Origin of the sequence: Acidovorax sp. (assembly GCF_046314175.1) — a bacterium.
Taxonomy (GTDB): domain Bacteria; phylum Pseudomonadota; class Gammaproteobacteria; order Burkholderiales; family Burkholderiaceae_C; genus Acidovorax.
Genome location: NZ_JBKBXG010000112.1, coordinates 1 through 14,347, shown reverse-complemented (window position 1 = coordinate 14,347; position 14,347 = coordinate 1). Strand labels below are relative to the sequence as shown.

At 64.5% G+C, this 14,347-nt stretch carries 16 protein-coding genes; 7 read left to right on the top strand and 9 right to left on the bottom strand.

From position 1 onward, the window contains the following. From ACK4OE_RS22725 to ACK4OE_RS22710, 4 genes are all read left to right on the top strand, one after another. A partial coding sequence (locus ACK4OE_RS22725) for a peptidylprolyl isomerase (RefSeq protein ID WP_409888375.1) occupies positions 1–197 on the top strand: 197 nt, incomplete at its 5' end. A gap of 49 nt (positions 198–246) precedes the next feature. Beyond that, a complete protein-coding gene (locus ACK4OE_RS22720; protein ID WP_409888373.1) occupies positions 247–1,038 on the top strand; it encodes a UDP-2,3-diacylglucosamine diphosphatase in 792 nt (263 codons plus the stop codon). 36 nt (positions 1,039–1,074) lie between these two features. After that, positions 1,075–1,923, top strand: coding sequence for a zinc-dependent peptidase (locus ACK4OE_RS22715; protein WP_409888371.1), 849 nt, complete (start codon positions 1,075–1,077; stop codon positions 1,921–1,923). Between the two features lie 83 nt (positions 1,924–2,006). Then, on the top strand, positions 2,007–2,981 hold the full coding sequence (locus ACK4OE_RS22710; protein WP_409888369.1) for a threo-3-hydroxy-L-aspartate ammonia-lyase: 975 nt from the start codon (positions 2,007–2,009) through the stop codon (positions 2,979–2,981). A 142-nt stretch (positions 2,982–3,123) separates the two neighbouring features. Here ACK4OE_RS22710 and ACK4OE_RS22705 read toward each other — a convergent pair whose 3' ends face one another. Both ACK4OE_RS22705 and mdeB read right to left on the bottom strand, forming a co-directional pair. Next, entirely contained in the window at positions 3,124–3,357 is a 234-nt protein-coding gene (locus ACK4OE_RS22705; protein ID WP_409888367.1) for a hypothetical protein, read from the bottom strand. A 160-nt stretch (positions 3,358–3,517) separates the two neighbouring features. Beyond that, positions 3,518–6,181, bottom strand: a complete 2,664-nt coding sequence (gene mdeB / locus ACK4OE_RS22700) for an alpha-ketoglutarate dehydrogenase (protein WP_409888366.1) — start codon at positions 6,179–6,181, stop codon at positions 3,518–3,520. A 103-nt stretch (positions 6,182–6,284) separates the two neighbouring features. On the opposite strand from mdeB, the gene ACK4OE_RS22695 reads away from it, so the two are divergent. Then, entirely contained in the window at positions 6,285–6,758 is a 474-nt protein-coding gene (locus ACK4OE_RS22695) for an Lrp/AsnC family transcriptional regulator (protein WP_409888364.1), read from the top strand. Here the strand turns inward: ACK4OE_RS22695 and ACK4OE_RS22690 are convergent. After that, positions 6,706–7,977: a methionine gamma-lyase gene (locus ACK4OE_RS22690; RefSeq protein WP_409888362.1), complete on the bottom strand. Its 1,272-nt coding sequence runs from the start codon at positions 7,975–7,977 to the stop codon at positions 6,706–6,708. The two genes, ACK4OE_RS22695 and ACK4OE_RS22690, sit on opposite strands and share 53 nt — an antisense overlap. A gap of 127 nt (positions 7,978–8,104) precedes the next feature. On the opposite strand from ACK4OE_RS22690, the gene ACK4OE_RS22685 reads away from it, so the two are divergent. Then, positions 8,105–8,572 (top strand): Lrp/AsnC family transcriptional regulator, encoded by a 468-nt coding sequence (locus ACK4OE_RS22685; protein WP_409888360.1) that lies wholly within the window; start codon positions 8,105–8,107, stop codon positions 8,570–8,572. Positions 8,573–8,599: 27 nt separating this feature from the next. Here the strand turns inward: ACK4OE_RS22685 and ACK4OE_RS22680 are convergent, their stop codons facing one another. From ACK4OE_RS22680 to ACK4OE_RS22655, 6 genes are all read right to left on the bottom strand, one after another. Then, entirely contained in the window at positions 8,600–9,496 is an 897-nt protein-coding gene (locus tag ACK4OE_RS22680) for a DUF3014 domain-containing protein (RefSeq protein WP_409888358.1), read from the bottom strand. A 172-nt stretch (positions 9,497–9,668) separates the two neighbouring features. Next, entirely contained in the window at positions 9,669–10,340 is a 672-nt protein-coding gene (locus ACK4OE_RS22675) for an alpha/beta hydrolase (RefSeq protein WP_409888356.1), read from the bottom strand. Between the two features lie 48 nt (positions 10,341–10,388). Then, positions 10,389–11,219, bottom strand: a complete 831-nt coding sequence (locus tag ACK4OE_RS22670) for a DODA-type extradiol aromatic ring-opening family dioxygenase (RefSeq protein ID WP_409888354.1) — start codon at positions 11,217–11,219, stop codon at positions 10,389–10,391. A 138-nt stretch (positions 11,220–11,357) separates the two neighbouring features. Further along, positions 11,358–11,774, bottom strand: coding sequence for an alternative ribosome rescue aminoacyl-tRNA hydrolase ArfB (gene arfB / locus ACK4OE_RS22665; protein ID WP_409888352.1), 417 nt, complete (start codon positions 11,772–11,774; stop codon positions 11,358–11,360). A gap of 30 nt (positions 11,775–11,804) precedes the next feature. Continuing rightward, complete coding sequence (gene aroQ / locus ACK4OE_RS22660; RefSeq protein WP_409888350.1) at positions 11,805–12,278, bottom strand: type II 3-dehydroquinate dehydratase; 474 nt, start codon at positions 12,276–12,278, stop codon at positions 11,805–11,807. A gap of 216 nt (positions 12,279–12,494) precedes the next feature. Further along, the gene (locus tag ACK4OE_RS22655) at positions 12,495–12,905 is read right to left on the bottom strand and encodes a hypothetical protein (RefSeq protein WP_409888348.1); all 411 of its coding nucleotides are present in this window, start codon (positions 12,903–12,905) and stop codon (positions 12,495–12,497) included. A gap of 172 nt (positions 12,906–13,077) precedes the next feature. Between ACK4OE_RS22655 and glnS the strand changes: the two genes are divergently transcribed. Next, the coding region (gene glnS / locus ACK4OE_RS22650; protein ID WP_409888346.1) for a glutamine--tRNA ligase at positions 13,078–14,347 on the top strand (1,270 nt) is incomplete at its 3' end.

Genomic DNA, 14,347 nt, shown 5'->3' with positions numbered 1-14,347 from the left:
TCATCAACGTGGCCGACAACGGCTTTCTGAACCACACCGCACCGTCAGCCCAGGGCTGGGGTTACGCCGTGTTCGGCAAAGTGGTCGGTGGCGCCGATGTGGTGGACAAGATCAAGGCCGTGAAAACCGGCCGCAAGGGTTTCCACGACGACGTGCCAAAGGAAGACGTCGTGATCGAGAAGGCTGTTGCGCTTTAATCCCACTCTTATCGCACTTTGATCTCGCGTTGATCTGACGTCAAAGTTCGTGACCACGACCGTGCCCCGGTTCGAGGAGCTTGTCGCTCCATCGCACTGGCGCACGGTCGATTTCATTTCAGACCTGCATCTACAGGCCAGTGAGCCCGCCACCGTTGGCGCCTTTCAGCGCTACTTGGCCACCACTGAAGCAGATGCGTTGTTCATCCTGGGCGACCTGTTCGAGGTATGGGTGGGCGACGATGCACTGGCAGAGCCCGGCAGTTTCGAGGCACAGGGCTGTGCGCACTTGCAATCGGCGGCACGGCGCCTGCCGGTGTACTTCATGCACGGCAACCGCGACTTTCTCGCGGGTACTGGATTTCTGGCGCAATGCGGTATCACCGGCTTGTCAGACCCCACCGTGCTGGTGTTTGACGGCCAGCGCTATGTGCTCAGCCATGGCGACTTGCTGTGCCTGGACGACGTGGATTACCAGCGCTTTCGGGTGCAGGCGCGCAGCGCCGAGTGGCAGGCCCAGTTTCTGGCGCAGCCGCTGGCTACCCGCCGCGCGCAGGCACGCGGAATCCGCCAGGAGAGCGAGGCGCGCAAGCAATCCGGCGTCACCTATGCCGACGTGGACGGACCTGCGACCATCACATGGTTGCAGGCGGCCGATGCCCACACGCTCATCCACGGCCACACCCACCGCCCCGCCGACCATGCGCTGGCCCCGGGCCTGCGTCGCGTGGTGCTCAGCGACTGGGACGCCGCGGCATTACCCCCCCGCGTGGAAACACTGCGTTTATCCCGCGCGGGGTTGGAACGCATCGCCCTGGCCCCCATGTACGAGCGATCCTGAACTGCGCGGGGCTTGACCTCCTGCTGCCTGATCGCCATGCCACCTCTTTTCAACCGGCTCTGGAGCCGCGTCCGCGCCACCGTGGCCCCTGTGCCCGACATCTCGGCCACGCTGTGGGTGCAGACCTTGCAGCGCTACCCCTTTCTAGCAGCCCTGTCGCTGCACGACCAGGCCAAGCTGCGCGCCTTGAGCGCCCTGTTCCTGCATGACAAGGAGTTCCACGGCGCCCATGGCCTGGAGGTGACCGACGCCATGGCCATCGACATTGCGGCACAGGCCTGCCTGCCCCTGTTGCACTGGGGCGACCCCGCCAAGGCGCTCGGCTGGTATGACGATTTTGTGGGCATCGTGCTGCACGCGGGCGAGGCCGTGGCCCGCCGCAATACGGTAGACGAAGCGGGCGTGGTGCATGAACACACCCAGGTGCTGCTGGGCGAGGCCATGGAGCGCGGGCCCATCATGCTCAGCTGGCAACACGTGGCCAATGCAGCAGAAAACACCGCGCGCGGCCATAACGTGGTGGTGCACGAGTTTGTGCACAAGCTCGATATGAAGAGCGGCCAACCCAACGGCTGCCCACCCTTGCCCGCAGGCTTCATGGGCACCCGCAGCGGCCGTGCGGCCTATGGCGCGTGGTGGGCGGCCTGGGAGCCCGCGTACGAGCAGTTCCGCGAACGCGTCATCCTGGCCGACCGCTTTGGGGCAGAGCGCCCCTGGCTGGACGCCTATGGCGCCACGTCGCAGTCCGAGTTTTTTGCGGTGGCGTGCGAGGCCTATTTTGTGAACCGTGCGCGGTTTGCGCAGGAGTTCCCGACGCTGGTACCGGTGCTGGATGCGTTCTTCAGGCGTCCGGAAGTGGCAGCCCAGCCCCCAAGGCTTGCCTGAGATACCCATCCAGCAGTGCCCAAGCACACGGGCAGGCGGCAGACTTTGATAATGGGCGGCTTGCCACCCCCAGGACTCCCCGCATGATCACTACACCCCCCGCCCTTCCCACCTACGACGACGTTGTGGCCGCTGCCGGCCGCATAGCGGGCCACGCCCACCGCACACCCGTTATCACCTCGCGCACCATCGACGAAGAATTTGGAGCGCAGGTGTTCTTTAAATGCGAGAACCTGCAGCGCATGGGCGCTTTCAAGTTTCGTGGCGCGTTCAACGCACTGGCCCGGTTCGACGCAGCCCAGCGCAAAGCGGGCGTGATCGCGTTCTCGTCTGGCAACCATGCGCAGGGCATTGCGCTGGCCGCGCGCGAGCTGGGCATCCCCGCCACCATCGTGATGCCGCAGGACGCGCCTTCTGCCAAGGTCGCCGCCACGCAGGGCTACGGCGCCACCGTGGTGTTCTACGACCGCTACACCCAAGACCGCGAGCAGATCACCCGCGACCTGGCCGAGCGCAACGGCCTGACCTTGATACCGCCCTACGACCATGCCGACGTTCTGGCGGGCCAGGGCACCGCCGCCAAGGAGCTGTTTGAAGAGGTAGGTCCGCTCGATGCGTTCTTTGTATGCCTGGGCGGCGGCGGCCTGCTGTCGGGCTCGGCGCTAGCCACGCGTGCACTGTCGCCCAAGACCAAGCTCTACGGCGTAGAGCCCGCAGCGGGCAACGACGGTCAGCAGTCGTTTCGCAGCGGCGCCATCGTGCACATCGACACCCCGCAGACGATTGCCGACGGCGCGCAGACGCAGCATCTGGGCAACATCACCTTCCCTATCATCCGCCGCGACGTGGACGACATCCTCACTGTGACGGACGAGCAATTGGTGGATGCCATGCGCTTTTTTGCCGAGCGCATGAAGCTGGTGGTGGAGCCCACCGGCTGCCTGGGTTTTGCAGCAGCGAGGGCCATGCAGAGCGAACTCAAGGGCCAGCGCGTGGGCGTGCTCATCAGCGGCGGCAATGTGGACCTGGCTCGGTTTTGCGCTTTGCTGGCGGGATGATAGCGGTTTGCGGGGCAGAATTTTTGATTCAATTCTGACCCTGGCGCTTGATGGTATTGCGCTCAATGCTACGAAAACAGAAGCAAATCAGACACCCCAGAACCAGGACTGAAACCTGAAGGGATTCACGCCCGGCAAGGGTTCACGCAGACAGCGCCTGCTCGACCGCCAGCTTGGCCTCGTCCAGACTGCTGAAAAACCGTGTGGGTTGGGGCATGGCCTTGGGCAGATGCGGCGGCGCCGGCCACAGGCGCTCGTCTGCCCAGGCGGCGGTCCACCCTCCAATGTCTTTGCGCTTGATGGAGCAAAGTGCTTGCCCGTCCATCGTTGCTGTCCAGGTGCTCGGTGAGTCGTTGTCCCAGGTGACGTGTGTCATGGCGCTCTCTCGCGGTTGTTGGGCCATTGTAGGAAGCCAACATCGAATTGGGCAACGGCATTCACCCACCCCACTCCCATGGGGCATTCACGCATTTACGCAATTAAGAATTGGTGCATTGGCGCAACGACAGCAAGCGCCCACACGGCACCCGTGGTCGTCAGCCAGCGGCCAGCGCGCGGCGCGCAGCGCGCACTACGCTGGCGGCATCCACCCCAAAAAACTCCCGAAGCGCTGCGCGTGTGTCACTGCGGCCAAATCCATCTGTGCCCAGGGTCACAAACTTACGGCCTTCAGGGATGAACGCCCGCACAGTCTCAGGAACGGCGCGCACGTAGTCGGTGGCGGCAATCACCGGGCCGCGCGTCATGGCAAGTTGCTGCATCAGCCATGCGGGTGCAGGCGCAGATTCGCCGGCCAACCAACGCTGCTCGCATGCCACGCCGTCGCGGGCCAGTTCGCTCCAGCTGGTCACGCTGAGCACGTTCACCTCCACGCCTTCGGCAGCCAGCAACTCGGCCGCCTTGACCACCTCGGTCAGGATGGCGCCAGAGCCCATCAAGGTGACAGATTTAGATGAAATCGGGCTCTCGCGCTTATCAATCAAGCGCTGATAGCTATTAAAAACATAGCACCCGCGCAGCACGCCTTCTGCAGCACCGGCGGGCAGACCAGGCTGCGCGTAGTTCTCGTTCATCAGCGTCACGTAATAAAAAACGTCGCGCTGTTCGGTCACCATCTCGCGCATACCCGCGTCGATGATGACGGCCATCTCGCCCGCATAGGCCGGGTCGTAGGCTTTGCAGTTGGGGATGGTGGCTGCTACCAGGTGGCTGGAGCCATCCTGGTGCTGCAGGCCTTCGCCGCCGAGCGTGGTGCGGCCCGACGTAGCCCCCAGCAAGAAGCCGCGCGCACGCTGGTCGGCAGCGGCCCAGATGGCGTCGCCCACGCGCTGGAAGCCGAACATCGAGTAGTAGATGTAGAAGGGCAGCATGGCCAGGCCGTGCACGCTGTAGCTGGTGGCCGCCGCCGTCCAGCTGGCGATGGCGCCGGCCTCGCTGATGCCTTCTTCCAGAATCTGGCCGTCCAGCGCCTCGCGGTAGCTCAGCACCGAGCCGATGTCCTCGGGCGCGTACCGCTGGCCCACGCTGCTGTAGATGCCGACCTGTTTGAACAGGTTGGCCATGCCAAAGGTGCGCGCCTCGTCGGCCACGATGGGCACGATGCGCGGGCCCAAGTTGGCATCCTTCAGCAGCGTGCCCAGCATGCGCACAAAGGCCATGGTGGTGCTCATCTCCTTGCCGTCGGCCTGCAGCGCGAACTGCGCGTAGCTTTCGATGGCAGGCACGGGTAGCACTTCACAGGCTGTTTCGCGGCGCGGCAGGTAGCCGCCCAGCGCGTCGCGGTGGCTGCGCAGGTAGCGCATCTCGGGGCTGTCTTCGGCGGGCTTGAAGAAAGCCAGGCTCGTGGCCTGCTCGTCCGACAACGGCAGGTTAAAGCGGTTGCGAAATTCGATGAGGTCAGTCTCGTCCAGCTTCTTCTGGCTGTGCGTCGTCATCTTGCCCTGGCCAGCCGTGCCCATGCCGTAGCCCTTTTTGGTGTGGGCCAGGATCACGGTGGGCTGGCCCTTGTGCGCGCTGGCCGCAGCGTAGGCGGCGTGGATCTTCACCAGGTCGTGCCCGCCGCGCTTCAAGCGATCAATCTGCTCGTCCGTCATGCCCTGGGCCAGCGCCGCAAGCTCGGGGTTCTGGCCGAAGAAGTTGTCGCGGTTGAAACGACCGTCCTTGGCGGCAAAGGTCTGCATCTGCCCATCAACGGTGCCCTCCAGTGTGCGCACCAAGGCTCCAGTCAGGTCGCGGGCGAACAGGCCGTCCCAGTCGCTGCCCCACACCAGCTTGACCACGTTCCAGCCCGCGCCAGCAAATAGGCGCTCCAGCTCGTCGATGATGCGGCCGTTGCCGCGCACCGGGCCGTCCAGGCGCTGCAGGTTGCAGTTGACCACCCAGACGAGGTTGTCCAGACCCTCGCGCGCAGCCAGGGTCAACGCGCTCATGCTCTCGGGCTCGTCCATCTCGCCATCGCCGAACACGCCCCACACCTTGCGTTGGCTGCAATCGAGCAGGTTGCGGTGCGTGAGGTAGCGCATGAAACGCGCGTGGTAGATGCTGCTGATGGGGCCGATGCCCATCGACCCGGTGGGGAACTGCCAGAAGTCCGGCATCAGCCACGGGTGCGGGTAGCTGGACAGGCCCTGTGCGCCTTCAGCCGGTGCCGTCAGCTCCTGGCGGTAGTGCATGAGATCTTTTTCGGACAAGCGCCCTTCGAGGAACGCGCGTGCATACACGCCCGGCGCGCTGTGGGGTTGGAAGAACACCAGGTCGCCCCGGTGCTGGCCCTCGCCCACGCCTTCACGGGCGCGGAAGAAATGATTGAAGCCACTCTCAAACAGATCGGCCGCGCTGGCATAGCTGGCGATGTGGCCGCCAAGCTCACCATACGCCTGGTTGGCGCGCACCACCATGGCCAGCGCGTTCCAGCGCACGATGGAGGCCACGCGCTCTTCCACCGCCAGGTCGCCGGGGAACACCGGCTGGTCTTGCACGGCCACCGTGTTCACATACGGCGTGTTCAGATCAGGCTGCCAGCCAATGCGCTGGGCACGCGCCATGCGCACCAGCTCCTGCAGCATGTGCCGCGCGCGCTCGGGGCCTTGGGTGGCGACCAGCGCCAAAAAAGCATCGCGCCATTCGGCGGTTTCCTGGGGGTCGATGTCGGCCAGGGTGTCCTGGGGGTGGAGCAGGTGGGATGGCAAAGGGGCGTTCATGGAAGCACACTCTAGAAGGAATTGCAAAAAATGTGATGCCGAATCACAAACTTCAAGTCCGCACAGCAGCACAATATGCTGCCACATAAAACTTTTGCAGCACATGAAGCTCGACACTACCGATCTGCGCATCCTGGCTGAACTGCAGGCCGATGGCTCGCTCTCCAACGTGGAGCTGGCACGGCGCGTGCACCTGTCTCCGTCGCCCTGCCTGGCGCGGGTGAAGGCGCTGGAGGCTGCGGGCGTCATCGCCCGCTATGTGGCGCTGGCCAATGCGGCGGCGCTCGGGCTGGGGCTGAACGTGTTCATCAGCATAAGCCTGAAGACACAAAGCAAGGAAGCGCTGGCCGACTTTGAACAGCGCATTGCCGAGCACGATGAGGTGATGGAGTGCTACCTGATGAGCGGTGACTCGGACTACCTTATCCGCGTGGCGCTGCCCGACATTGCGGCGCTGGAGCGATTCATCCTGGAGCAGCTTTCACCCATTCCGGGGCTCGAAAAGATCCGCTCCAGCTTCGCGCTCAAGCAAGTGCGTTACAAGACAGCGCTGCCGCTGCCGCATCCTTCGCCGTAGCGGACTCGGCCTTGAAATCCAACGCCTGCACCAGGTCCAGTGCCTGGCCAATATCGGCCAGCAGGTCATCCAGGTCTTCCAGGCCGACCGACAGGCGCACCAGCCCTTCGGCAATGCCGTGGGCGGCACGCTGCTCGGGCGTGTAGGTGGAATGCGTCATGCTGGCCGGGTGCTGGGCCAGTGTCTCGGCATCGCCCAGGCTCACCGCACGGGTCACAAGCTGCAGCGCATCCATAAAGCGCACACCCGCCTGCAGGCCACCACGCAGCTCAAAAGCAATCATCCCGCCCATCTGGCGCATCTGCTGCTTTGCCAGCGCGTGCTGCGCAAAGCTGGGCAGGCCGGGGTAGTGCACGGCTGCAGCCGCCGGGTGGGCAGCGATGAACTCAGCCACCTTCTGCGCGCTCTGGCAGTGGCGGTCCATGCGCAGCGCCAGCGTCTTGAGGCCGCGCATCACAAGGTGCGCGTCGTGCGCAGACATCACGGCGCCCGTCATGTCCTTCAGGCCATACAGGCGCACGTGATGGGCCAATGCGGCATCGGCAAACACGGCAGCACCGGCGGTCAGGTCGCCATGGCCACCCAGGTACTTCGTCATGGAATGCACGCTCACATCTGCACCCAGCAGCAGCGGCTGCTGCAGGTAGGGCGTGCAGTAGGTGTTGTCTACCACCACCTTGGCGCCCTGGGCGCGGGCCAGGGCCGACACAGCAGCAATGTCCACCAGGCGCATGTTGGGGTTGGCCGGGGTTTCCAGGTAGACCACGCGCGTCTTCTCGCTCAGCGCCGCGGCCACGTTGGCGGGGTCGGTCATGTCCACATGGCGCACGTTCACGCCAAAGCGGCCCAGGCCGTGGTGCAAAAACGAGAAGGTGCAGCCGTACAGCGTGAGGTCGGCCAGTATCTCGTCGCCGGGCTCCAGCATGGACCACAGCGTGGCCGTGATGGCCCCCATGCCCGAGCCGAACACCACGGCGCCTGCGCCTTGCTCCAAGCTGGCCAGGCGCCCCTCCAGCAGCGCCAGCGTGGGGTTGGCGATGCGGGTGTAAAAGTAGCCGGGCTCCTCGCCCGCAAAGCAGCGCGCGCCATACGCCACATCAGGGAACGCAAAGGTAGCGGAGGTGTGGATAGGCGGCACCAGCGCGCCCTGGTGGTCGGCCGGGTTGTAGCCGTGGTGGATGGCGCGGGTGCTGAAGCCGGTGGTGGATGTGCGGGTCATGGTGGTCTCCTTGGAATAGGGAGATTCTTCAACCCATCAACGGGTAAGTTTTCGCCTTATTTTCCCTCCATACGATCAAAGAAGGCAAAATTTGCCTCAAATTACCCAGTTAGCAGGACACACTGCCATGCACCCTCATCCGCTAGACCCCGTGGACCGCACGATCCTCAACGCTCTGCAACGTGACGGCCGCGCCACCGTGGGCGATCTGGCTGAGGCAGTTTCGTTGTCCACCTCGCCATGCTGGCGGCGCGTGCGCGCGCTGGAGGATGCGGGCGTCATTGCGGGTTACCACGCCCATCTGCACCGCCAGCGCGTGGGCTGGGGCGTGCTGGGCTTTGTGCAGCTGGCATTGCACGACCACACGGCGGATACCACCTCGGCCCTGGAGCGCGAGGTCATGGCCATGCCCCAGGTGCTGTCGTGCCACAACCTCTCGGGCCGGTATGACTACCAGCTGGAGGTGGTGGCCACCGACCTGGAATCGTTTGCCGACTATGTGCGCACCCATGTGCGCAGCCTGCCGGGTGTGCGCGAGATCTCGACCAGCTTCTCGCTCAAGGAGGTCAAGCGCACCATGGCACTGCCGCTGTAGCCAGCGCGCAGCAGCCGCTCACATCCTTCACCGCTGGGGGAGCTGCAACTCGCTGGTTGCCACGCGCTTGCGCAAATCGCGGATCAGCGCTTTCGCGCGCGCTTGGTTCGCAGGCCCCATCCGCACCAGAATCTTCTGCCCGCTGGTGAGCGATTCGAGTGCCGGGTCCACAAACTCATACCGCACCCAAGGGCGCAGGTTGGGCACGTCGGTGTTCACCGGCGTGAGCTTGACGCGCAGCGGGCCCTGGGGCTCGGGTGCCAGCAGCAGGTGGTCCAGCACGGCCACCAGGCGGTCGTTGAAGTAGCGTTGGGGGTAGCCCAGCTCTTCATATGCCTGCTGAAACAGCGGGTACAACCGTGCATACAAGGCCACGGCGGGTTGCAGCGGCACGGCTTCAGCAAAGTTCAAAAACGCGCTGTAGCGGGCGGCATTGGTGGCGGCAACGGTGGTAGGGGCATCGCCCTCGCCGTCCACCGCAAACCGCTGCGGCATGGGCTGCACGGGCCACATGCGGGACGGGGCCTGGGCGCGACCCAGGTTGTCTACGGTGGCGACCACGCGGCGCACAAAACCTTCGGTCAACAAGAAGGATGCGACCTTGTCGCTGCCCAGCAATTCGGTCAGAAGCTCTGTCACCCGCTTGTCGGACTCAGTCAGCGCGGGCAAGGCCGCGTCTGCCGGGGCCAGTGCATCCACGGGGTTCTGGGGACCAGACGCTCCGGGCATGGCCGGCGGGGCCGCGGGCGCTTCAGGTGCGGCAGTCACGGGGGGCGGCGCCAAAGGAGCCTCCACCGGGCGCAGCCATACCCACCAAGCGGCTCCAGCGGCTACCGCGCAAGCCAGCACGGCGGCAATAACCCAGGGGGTGGAGGATGTGCGCGGTGGCGCGGGGCGGAACTCGGCGGCTTCTTGATCGGGCATCGGGTCTCCTTCAAGACGGGAACAACCCTGTCCGAGCAGATGCGGCGCGGGGCGTTCCATGTCAATCCCACATCGGGGGATGTGCCTGATTGGAGACCTGCGCCGTGACGCTCAGGTAACGCGATGTAGACGACGCGCTGTGATGTGTTTTTCTGTGCTGTGGTCCGAGCGATTAGAACGCTGCCGGTTTGGTGGACAGCGACTCCAGCCACGCCACGGTCGCCGCCAGTTCAGACGGCCGGATCTCGTGCGCGCTGGGGAACTCGCGGTACGTCACTGTCACTGGCAACGGCGCCATGTGGTGCGCAATGGCCTGTGCGTGGGCCAGCGGGATCACGTTGTCGTGGGTGCCGTGGCTCAGCCACAGCTGTTTACCACGCATCGCGTCGGCAGGCGCGCTCAAGGGCAGCACCTGTTGCAACAGGCGGCTGTGCCACACCATGGCCGCCTGCATCAGCGCGGGCTTTGTCAGCAGCAGCGACAGCGCCATGATGCCGCCCTGGCTGAAGCCGCCCACCACCACGCGCTCGGGCGGAATGCCCAGTTGCTCGGCCGCAGACTCCACCGCCTGGGCGACCAGGGCGCGGCTTTGTGCCTCTTGCTCCTCGTTGATGGTGCGCTCGCCACCGGGCTCGATGGAAAAATCAAACCACGCATGCGAGCCCGGCCCCATCCGAAACGGCGCGCGCAGGCTCAGCACATGAAAGCGCTCCGGGATCTGCGATGCCAGGCTGAACAAGTCCTGCTCGTTGCTGCCCACGCCGTGCATCAGCACCAGCAGCCAAGGGCGGGGCGTGTTGGAGGCAGCGGGGCGCTGCAAAAATGTGAGCGGTAAAGTGAGCATAGATAAGCGCTAGCGGCAGTTTTTACTAAAAATCGTGAAGTCCGGGCGTCAATGCACCGGTTCGAGTGCAAACGCATCCATCGACAGCATGCTGTACATCACCTCGCGGCTCAAGTAGTTTGCGTGCAGGTCGTCGCCCGCCGCGCCCAGCGCAAAGAAGATGGGCAAGAAGTGGTCTTCGGTCGGGTGCGCGCGGCTGGCATGCGGCGACTGGCTTCGGTAGTTCAGCAACGCCGCCATGTCGCCACGGGCCAGTGCAGATTCGATCCAGCGGCTGAACTCCAGCACATACGGCGCGGGCTCGCGCTCGCCGCCAAAAAACTCGGCCAGGTTGTGCGTCATGCTGCCTGAGCCCACCACCAGCACGTTCTGGCTACGCAGGCTGCGCAACGCGGCGCCCAACGCGTACACCTCGGCCGGGCCAGCGCCTGCGGGCAGGGCCACCTGCACCACAGGCACATCGGCCTCAGGGAACAAATGCATCAGCGGCACCCAGGTGCCATGGTCAAAGGGGCGGGCCGCATCACCTTGCGCGGCCACACCGGCCGCTTGCAACAAGCCCAGCACCTCTTGCGCCAATGCGGGCGAGCCGAGGGCCGGGTATTGCAACTGGTACAGCGCCGGGGGAAACCCGCCAAAGTCATGCCAGGTGGCAGGCTGCGGCCCGGTCATTACCAGTGGGGACCGCGCCATCCAATGCGGCGACATGACGACCACGCCGCGCAAGCCGGGGTACTGCGCCTTCAGGCTCTGGCCCCACTGCGTGAGCGCCGGGCCGGTCGTGCCCGCATCAATGGCGAACAGTGGCGCGCCGTGCGAGACGAACAGCGCAGGAATGGCAGCGGGGGTGGCAACAGGGGCTTGGGCAGAGGCAGGCATGGCAGTTCCATTCGTGGATGCAATGAATGTAGGACCGATGGCCCCCGATACCAAGCCCTGCGGGGCAGACAGATTGTTCTACCGATGATGCCAATGCGCCTTTGGCAGTGGTGCTACAGGCGGGAGTTCAACACTCCATCAGGACCCGTCGCGCACCCTGCCCCGCAGCGCTTTGGTCTCGCTGCGCTGGGTTTTTCCCTCCAGCCGCCGCTGTTTAGACCCATAGGTGGGCTTGGTGGCGCGGCGTACGCGGGGCGGCACTGCCACGGTGTTGACCAGCGCATTCAGGCGTTCCAGCGCATCGGTGCGGTTCTGGTCCTGGCTGCGGTACTGCTGGGCCTTGATGACCACGACCCCGTCTTGCGTGATGCGCGAATCGCGCAGGCACAGCAGGCGCTCTTTCACGTCCACAGGCAGCGACGATGCCATCACGTCAAAACGCAGGTGCACCGCGCTCGATACCTTGTTGACGTTCTGCCCGCCCGCGCCCTGCGCGCGCATGGCCGTGATCTCTACCTCGTCCTCAGACACCTGCAGGGGCAATGGGGGATTCATATATCTATCTACCCCCTTACCTGTTCGGCGTCAGGCCGCAGGCTGCTGGGCCAGCAACTGGGCCAGGCCGTCAATCGCCAAGCCATAGCCCAGCACGCCAAAGCCGCACATCACCGCCTTGGCAGCTGCCGCCATGTACGAATGGTGGCGGAACGACTCGCGTGCATGCACATTGCTGATGTGCAGCTCGATCAACGTAATGCCTGTGCCCTTGGTGGCGTCGTGCAGCGCAATGCTGGTGTGGGTGTAGGCCCCAGCGTTGATGACCACGCCCGCCAGCTCGCCCGCTGCGTGCAGGCGGCCCGCCTCATGAATCCAGTCCACCAGCGCGCCTTCGTGGTTGCTTTGGTGAAACCGCAGTGCAAACCCATGGCGCTCGCACGCATCCACGCACAGCTTCTCGACGTCGGCCAGCGTGGCCGCGCCATACACGGCGGGCTCGCGTGTGCCCAGCAGGTTCAGGTTGGGGCCATTCAAAACAAAGACGGTTTTCTTGGCGGACATTCGGCACTCCGGAGGACGTTGCGCCTGCCACACTGGCAGGCCAGAGTGCGCGATTATGCGGCGCCCCTGTGCAGCTGCCCAAAGCCCCCCCGCCAAAGAAAAGCGGCCCCGAAGGGCCGCTATAAAAGACAGCCCTCGCAGGAAGCTGCCTGTGAGCGCGACTTCGCGCCCAAGAGGTTAGTGAAAAAACTACTTGGCTATCCAGCTAGCCAATCATCAACGGTAACCGTAGCGGTCGTGCCCACGGCCGTCGTGGCGGTCATGACGATCATGGCGGTCGTACCGGTTATGACGGTCATGCCTGTCATGGCGGTGGCCGCGATACCCATGGCCGTAATACACCACGGGAGGCGGTGCGTAGTACGCCGCTGGGGGGGTGTAGTACACAGGCCGGGGTGGCGCGTAGTACACCGGTGGCGGCGGGGCGTGATAGATGGGACGGGGAGCCACATACACCGGGGCGGGCGCGTAATAACCACCATTGCTGGCACCAATCACTACACCGGGTACGCCAACGCCAATCGACCAGTTAACGTCACGGGCCTGGGCGGACCCTGCACCGGCCAGCAATGCCAGCGCCACGCCAGCTGCAGCGGCCATGGCATAGATAGAACGGGTTTTCGTCATGGAAATCTCCTGTTTGAGCGAGGGCAGCCAGCCAAATGGACTTACCTCACCGGTACATAACGCACCAAGTAGCTAAAAGGATGGCATAAAACTGTCTTTACGTTGTGTCTGGACGTACACGCACTTGTTTCTCTGCGTAAAGCATCACGAAACAGCCGCCTAAAATGACCGGATGAGCACCCCCTCCCCCGCCAACACAGCCGCCAACGCCCCCGCCGCGGCCCCCGAAGCCGTCAAGCCCAGCAACTTTTTGCGCCAAGTCATCGAAAACGACTTGCAAAAAGGCACCTACGCCACCCGCCACTGGGCAGGCACCCCCGGCGACGCCGCCCACCACGCCGCAGGCCAGCCCGACCCCGCCAAGATCCGCACCCGCTTCCCGCCCGAGCCCAACGGCTACCTGCACGTGGGCCATGCCAAAAGCATCTGCATCAACTTTGGCCTGGCACGCGACTACGGCGGCGTGTGCCACCTGCGCTTTGACGACACCAACCCCGAAAAAGAAGACACCGAATACGTCAACAGCATCAAAGACTCGGTGCAGTGGCTGGGCTTTAGCTGGAACAACAGCGGCGAAAGCAACCTGTACCAGGCCAGCGACTACTTCGACTTCATGTACCGCGCGGCCGAATACCTGATCGAAGCCGGCCACGCCTACGTGGACGAGCAAACGGTAGAGCAGATCCGCATCAACCGGGGCGACTTCAGTAAGCCCGGCGTGGACAGCCCCTTCCGCAGCCGCACACCTGCCGAAAACCTGGCCAAGTTCCGCGAAATGCGCGACGGCCAGCATGAAGATGGATCGATGGTGCTGCGCGCCAAGATCGACATGGCCAGCCCCAACATCAACATGCGCGACCCGGCCATCTACCGCATCCGCCGCGCCACGCACCACAACACTGGCGACACATGGTGCATCTACCCCATGTACACCTTTGCGCACCCCATCGAAGACGCGCTAGAACAAATCACCCACAGCCTGTGCACGCTGGAGTTTGAAGACCAGCGCCCCTTCTACGACTGGCTGCTGGAGCGCTTGACGGAAGTGGTCACACTTCCCGATGGTCGCGTGATCGGCGGCCTGCTGGCAAGCCCGCCCCCCCGCCAGTACGAATTTGCGCGCCTGAACCTCACCTACGTCATTACCAGCAAACGCAAGCTCGCGCAACTGGTGTACGACCACAAAGTCAGCGGCTGGGACGACCCCCGCATGCCCACCATCGTGGGCCTGCGCCGTCGCGGCTACACGCCCGCCTCCATCCAGACCTTTGCCGAACGCATCGGCGTGACCAAGTCTGACAGCTGGATCGACTACAGCACACTGGAAGGCTGCCTGCGCGAAGACCTGGAGCTGAAGGCCCACCGTGGCATGGCCGTGCTCAACCCCGTCAAGCTGGTGCTGACCAACTGGGACGACGTGATGGGCGCAGGCCACCTGGAGC

What these genes read in the sequence shown, in the direction of transcription:
- ACK4OE_RS22715 (WP_409888371.1), top strand. Translation starts at nt 1,075, where the DNA reads ATGCCACCTCTTTTCAACCGGCTCTGGAGCCGCGTCCGCGCCACCGTG.
- ACK4OE_RS22710 (WP_409888369.1), top strand. Translation starts at nt 2,007, where the DNA reads ATGATCACTACACCCCCCGCCCTTCCCACCTACGACGACGTTGTGGCC.
- ACK4OE_RS22705 (WP_409888367.1), bottom strand. Translation starts at nt 3,357, where the DNA reads ATGACACACGTCACCTGGGACAACGACTCACCGAGCACCTGGACAGCA.
- mdeB (WP_409888366.1), bottom strand. Translation starts at nt 6,181, where the DNA reads ATGAACGCCCCTTTGCCATCCCACCTGCTCCACCCCCAGGACACCCTG.
- ACK4OE_RS22695 (WP_409888364.1), top strand. Translation starts at nt 6,285, where the DNA reads ATGAAGCTCGACACTACCGATCTGCGCATCCTGGCTGAACTGCAGGCC.
- ACK4OE_RS22690 (WP_409888362.1), bottom strand. Translation starts at nt 7,977, where the DNA reads ATGACCCGCACATCCACCACCGGCTTCAGCACCCGCGCCATCCACCAC.
- ACK4OE_RS22685 (WP_409888360.1), top strand. Translation starts at nt 8,105, where the DNA reads ATGCACCCTCATCCGCTAGACCCCGTGGACCGCACGATCCTCAACGCT.
- ACK4OE_RS22680 (WP_409888358.1), bottom strand. Translation starts at nt 9,496, where the DNA reads ATGCCCGATCAAGAAGCCGCCGAGTTCCGCCCCGCGCCACCGCGCACA.
- ACK4OE_RS22675 (WP_409888356.1), bottom strand. Translation starts at nt 10,340, where the DNA reads ATGCTCACTTTACCGCTCACATTTTTGCAGCGCCCCGCTGCCTCCAAC.
- ACK4OE_RS22670 (WP_409888354.1), bottom strand. Translation starts at nt 11,219, where the DNA reads ATGCCTGCCTCTGCCCAAGCCCCTGTTGCCACCCCCGCTGCCATTCCT.
- arfB (WP_409888352.1), bottom strand. Translation starts at nt 11,774, where the DNA reads ATGAATCCCCCATTGCCCCTGCAGGTGTCTGAGGACGAGGTAGAGATC.
- aroQ (WP_409888350.1), bottom strand. Translation starts at nt 12,278, where the DNA reads ATGTCCGCCAAGAAAACCGTCTTTGTTTTGAATGGCCCCAACCTGAAC.
- ACK4OE_RS22655 (WP_409888348.1), bottom strand. Translation starts at nt 12,905, where the DNA reads ATGACGAAAACCCGTTCTATCTATGCCATGGCCGCTGCAGCTGGCGTG.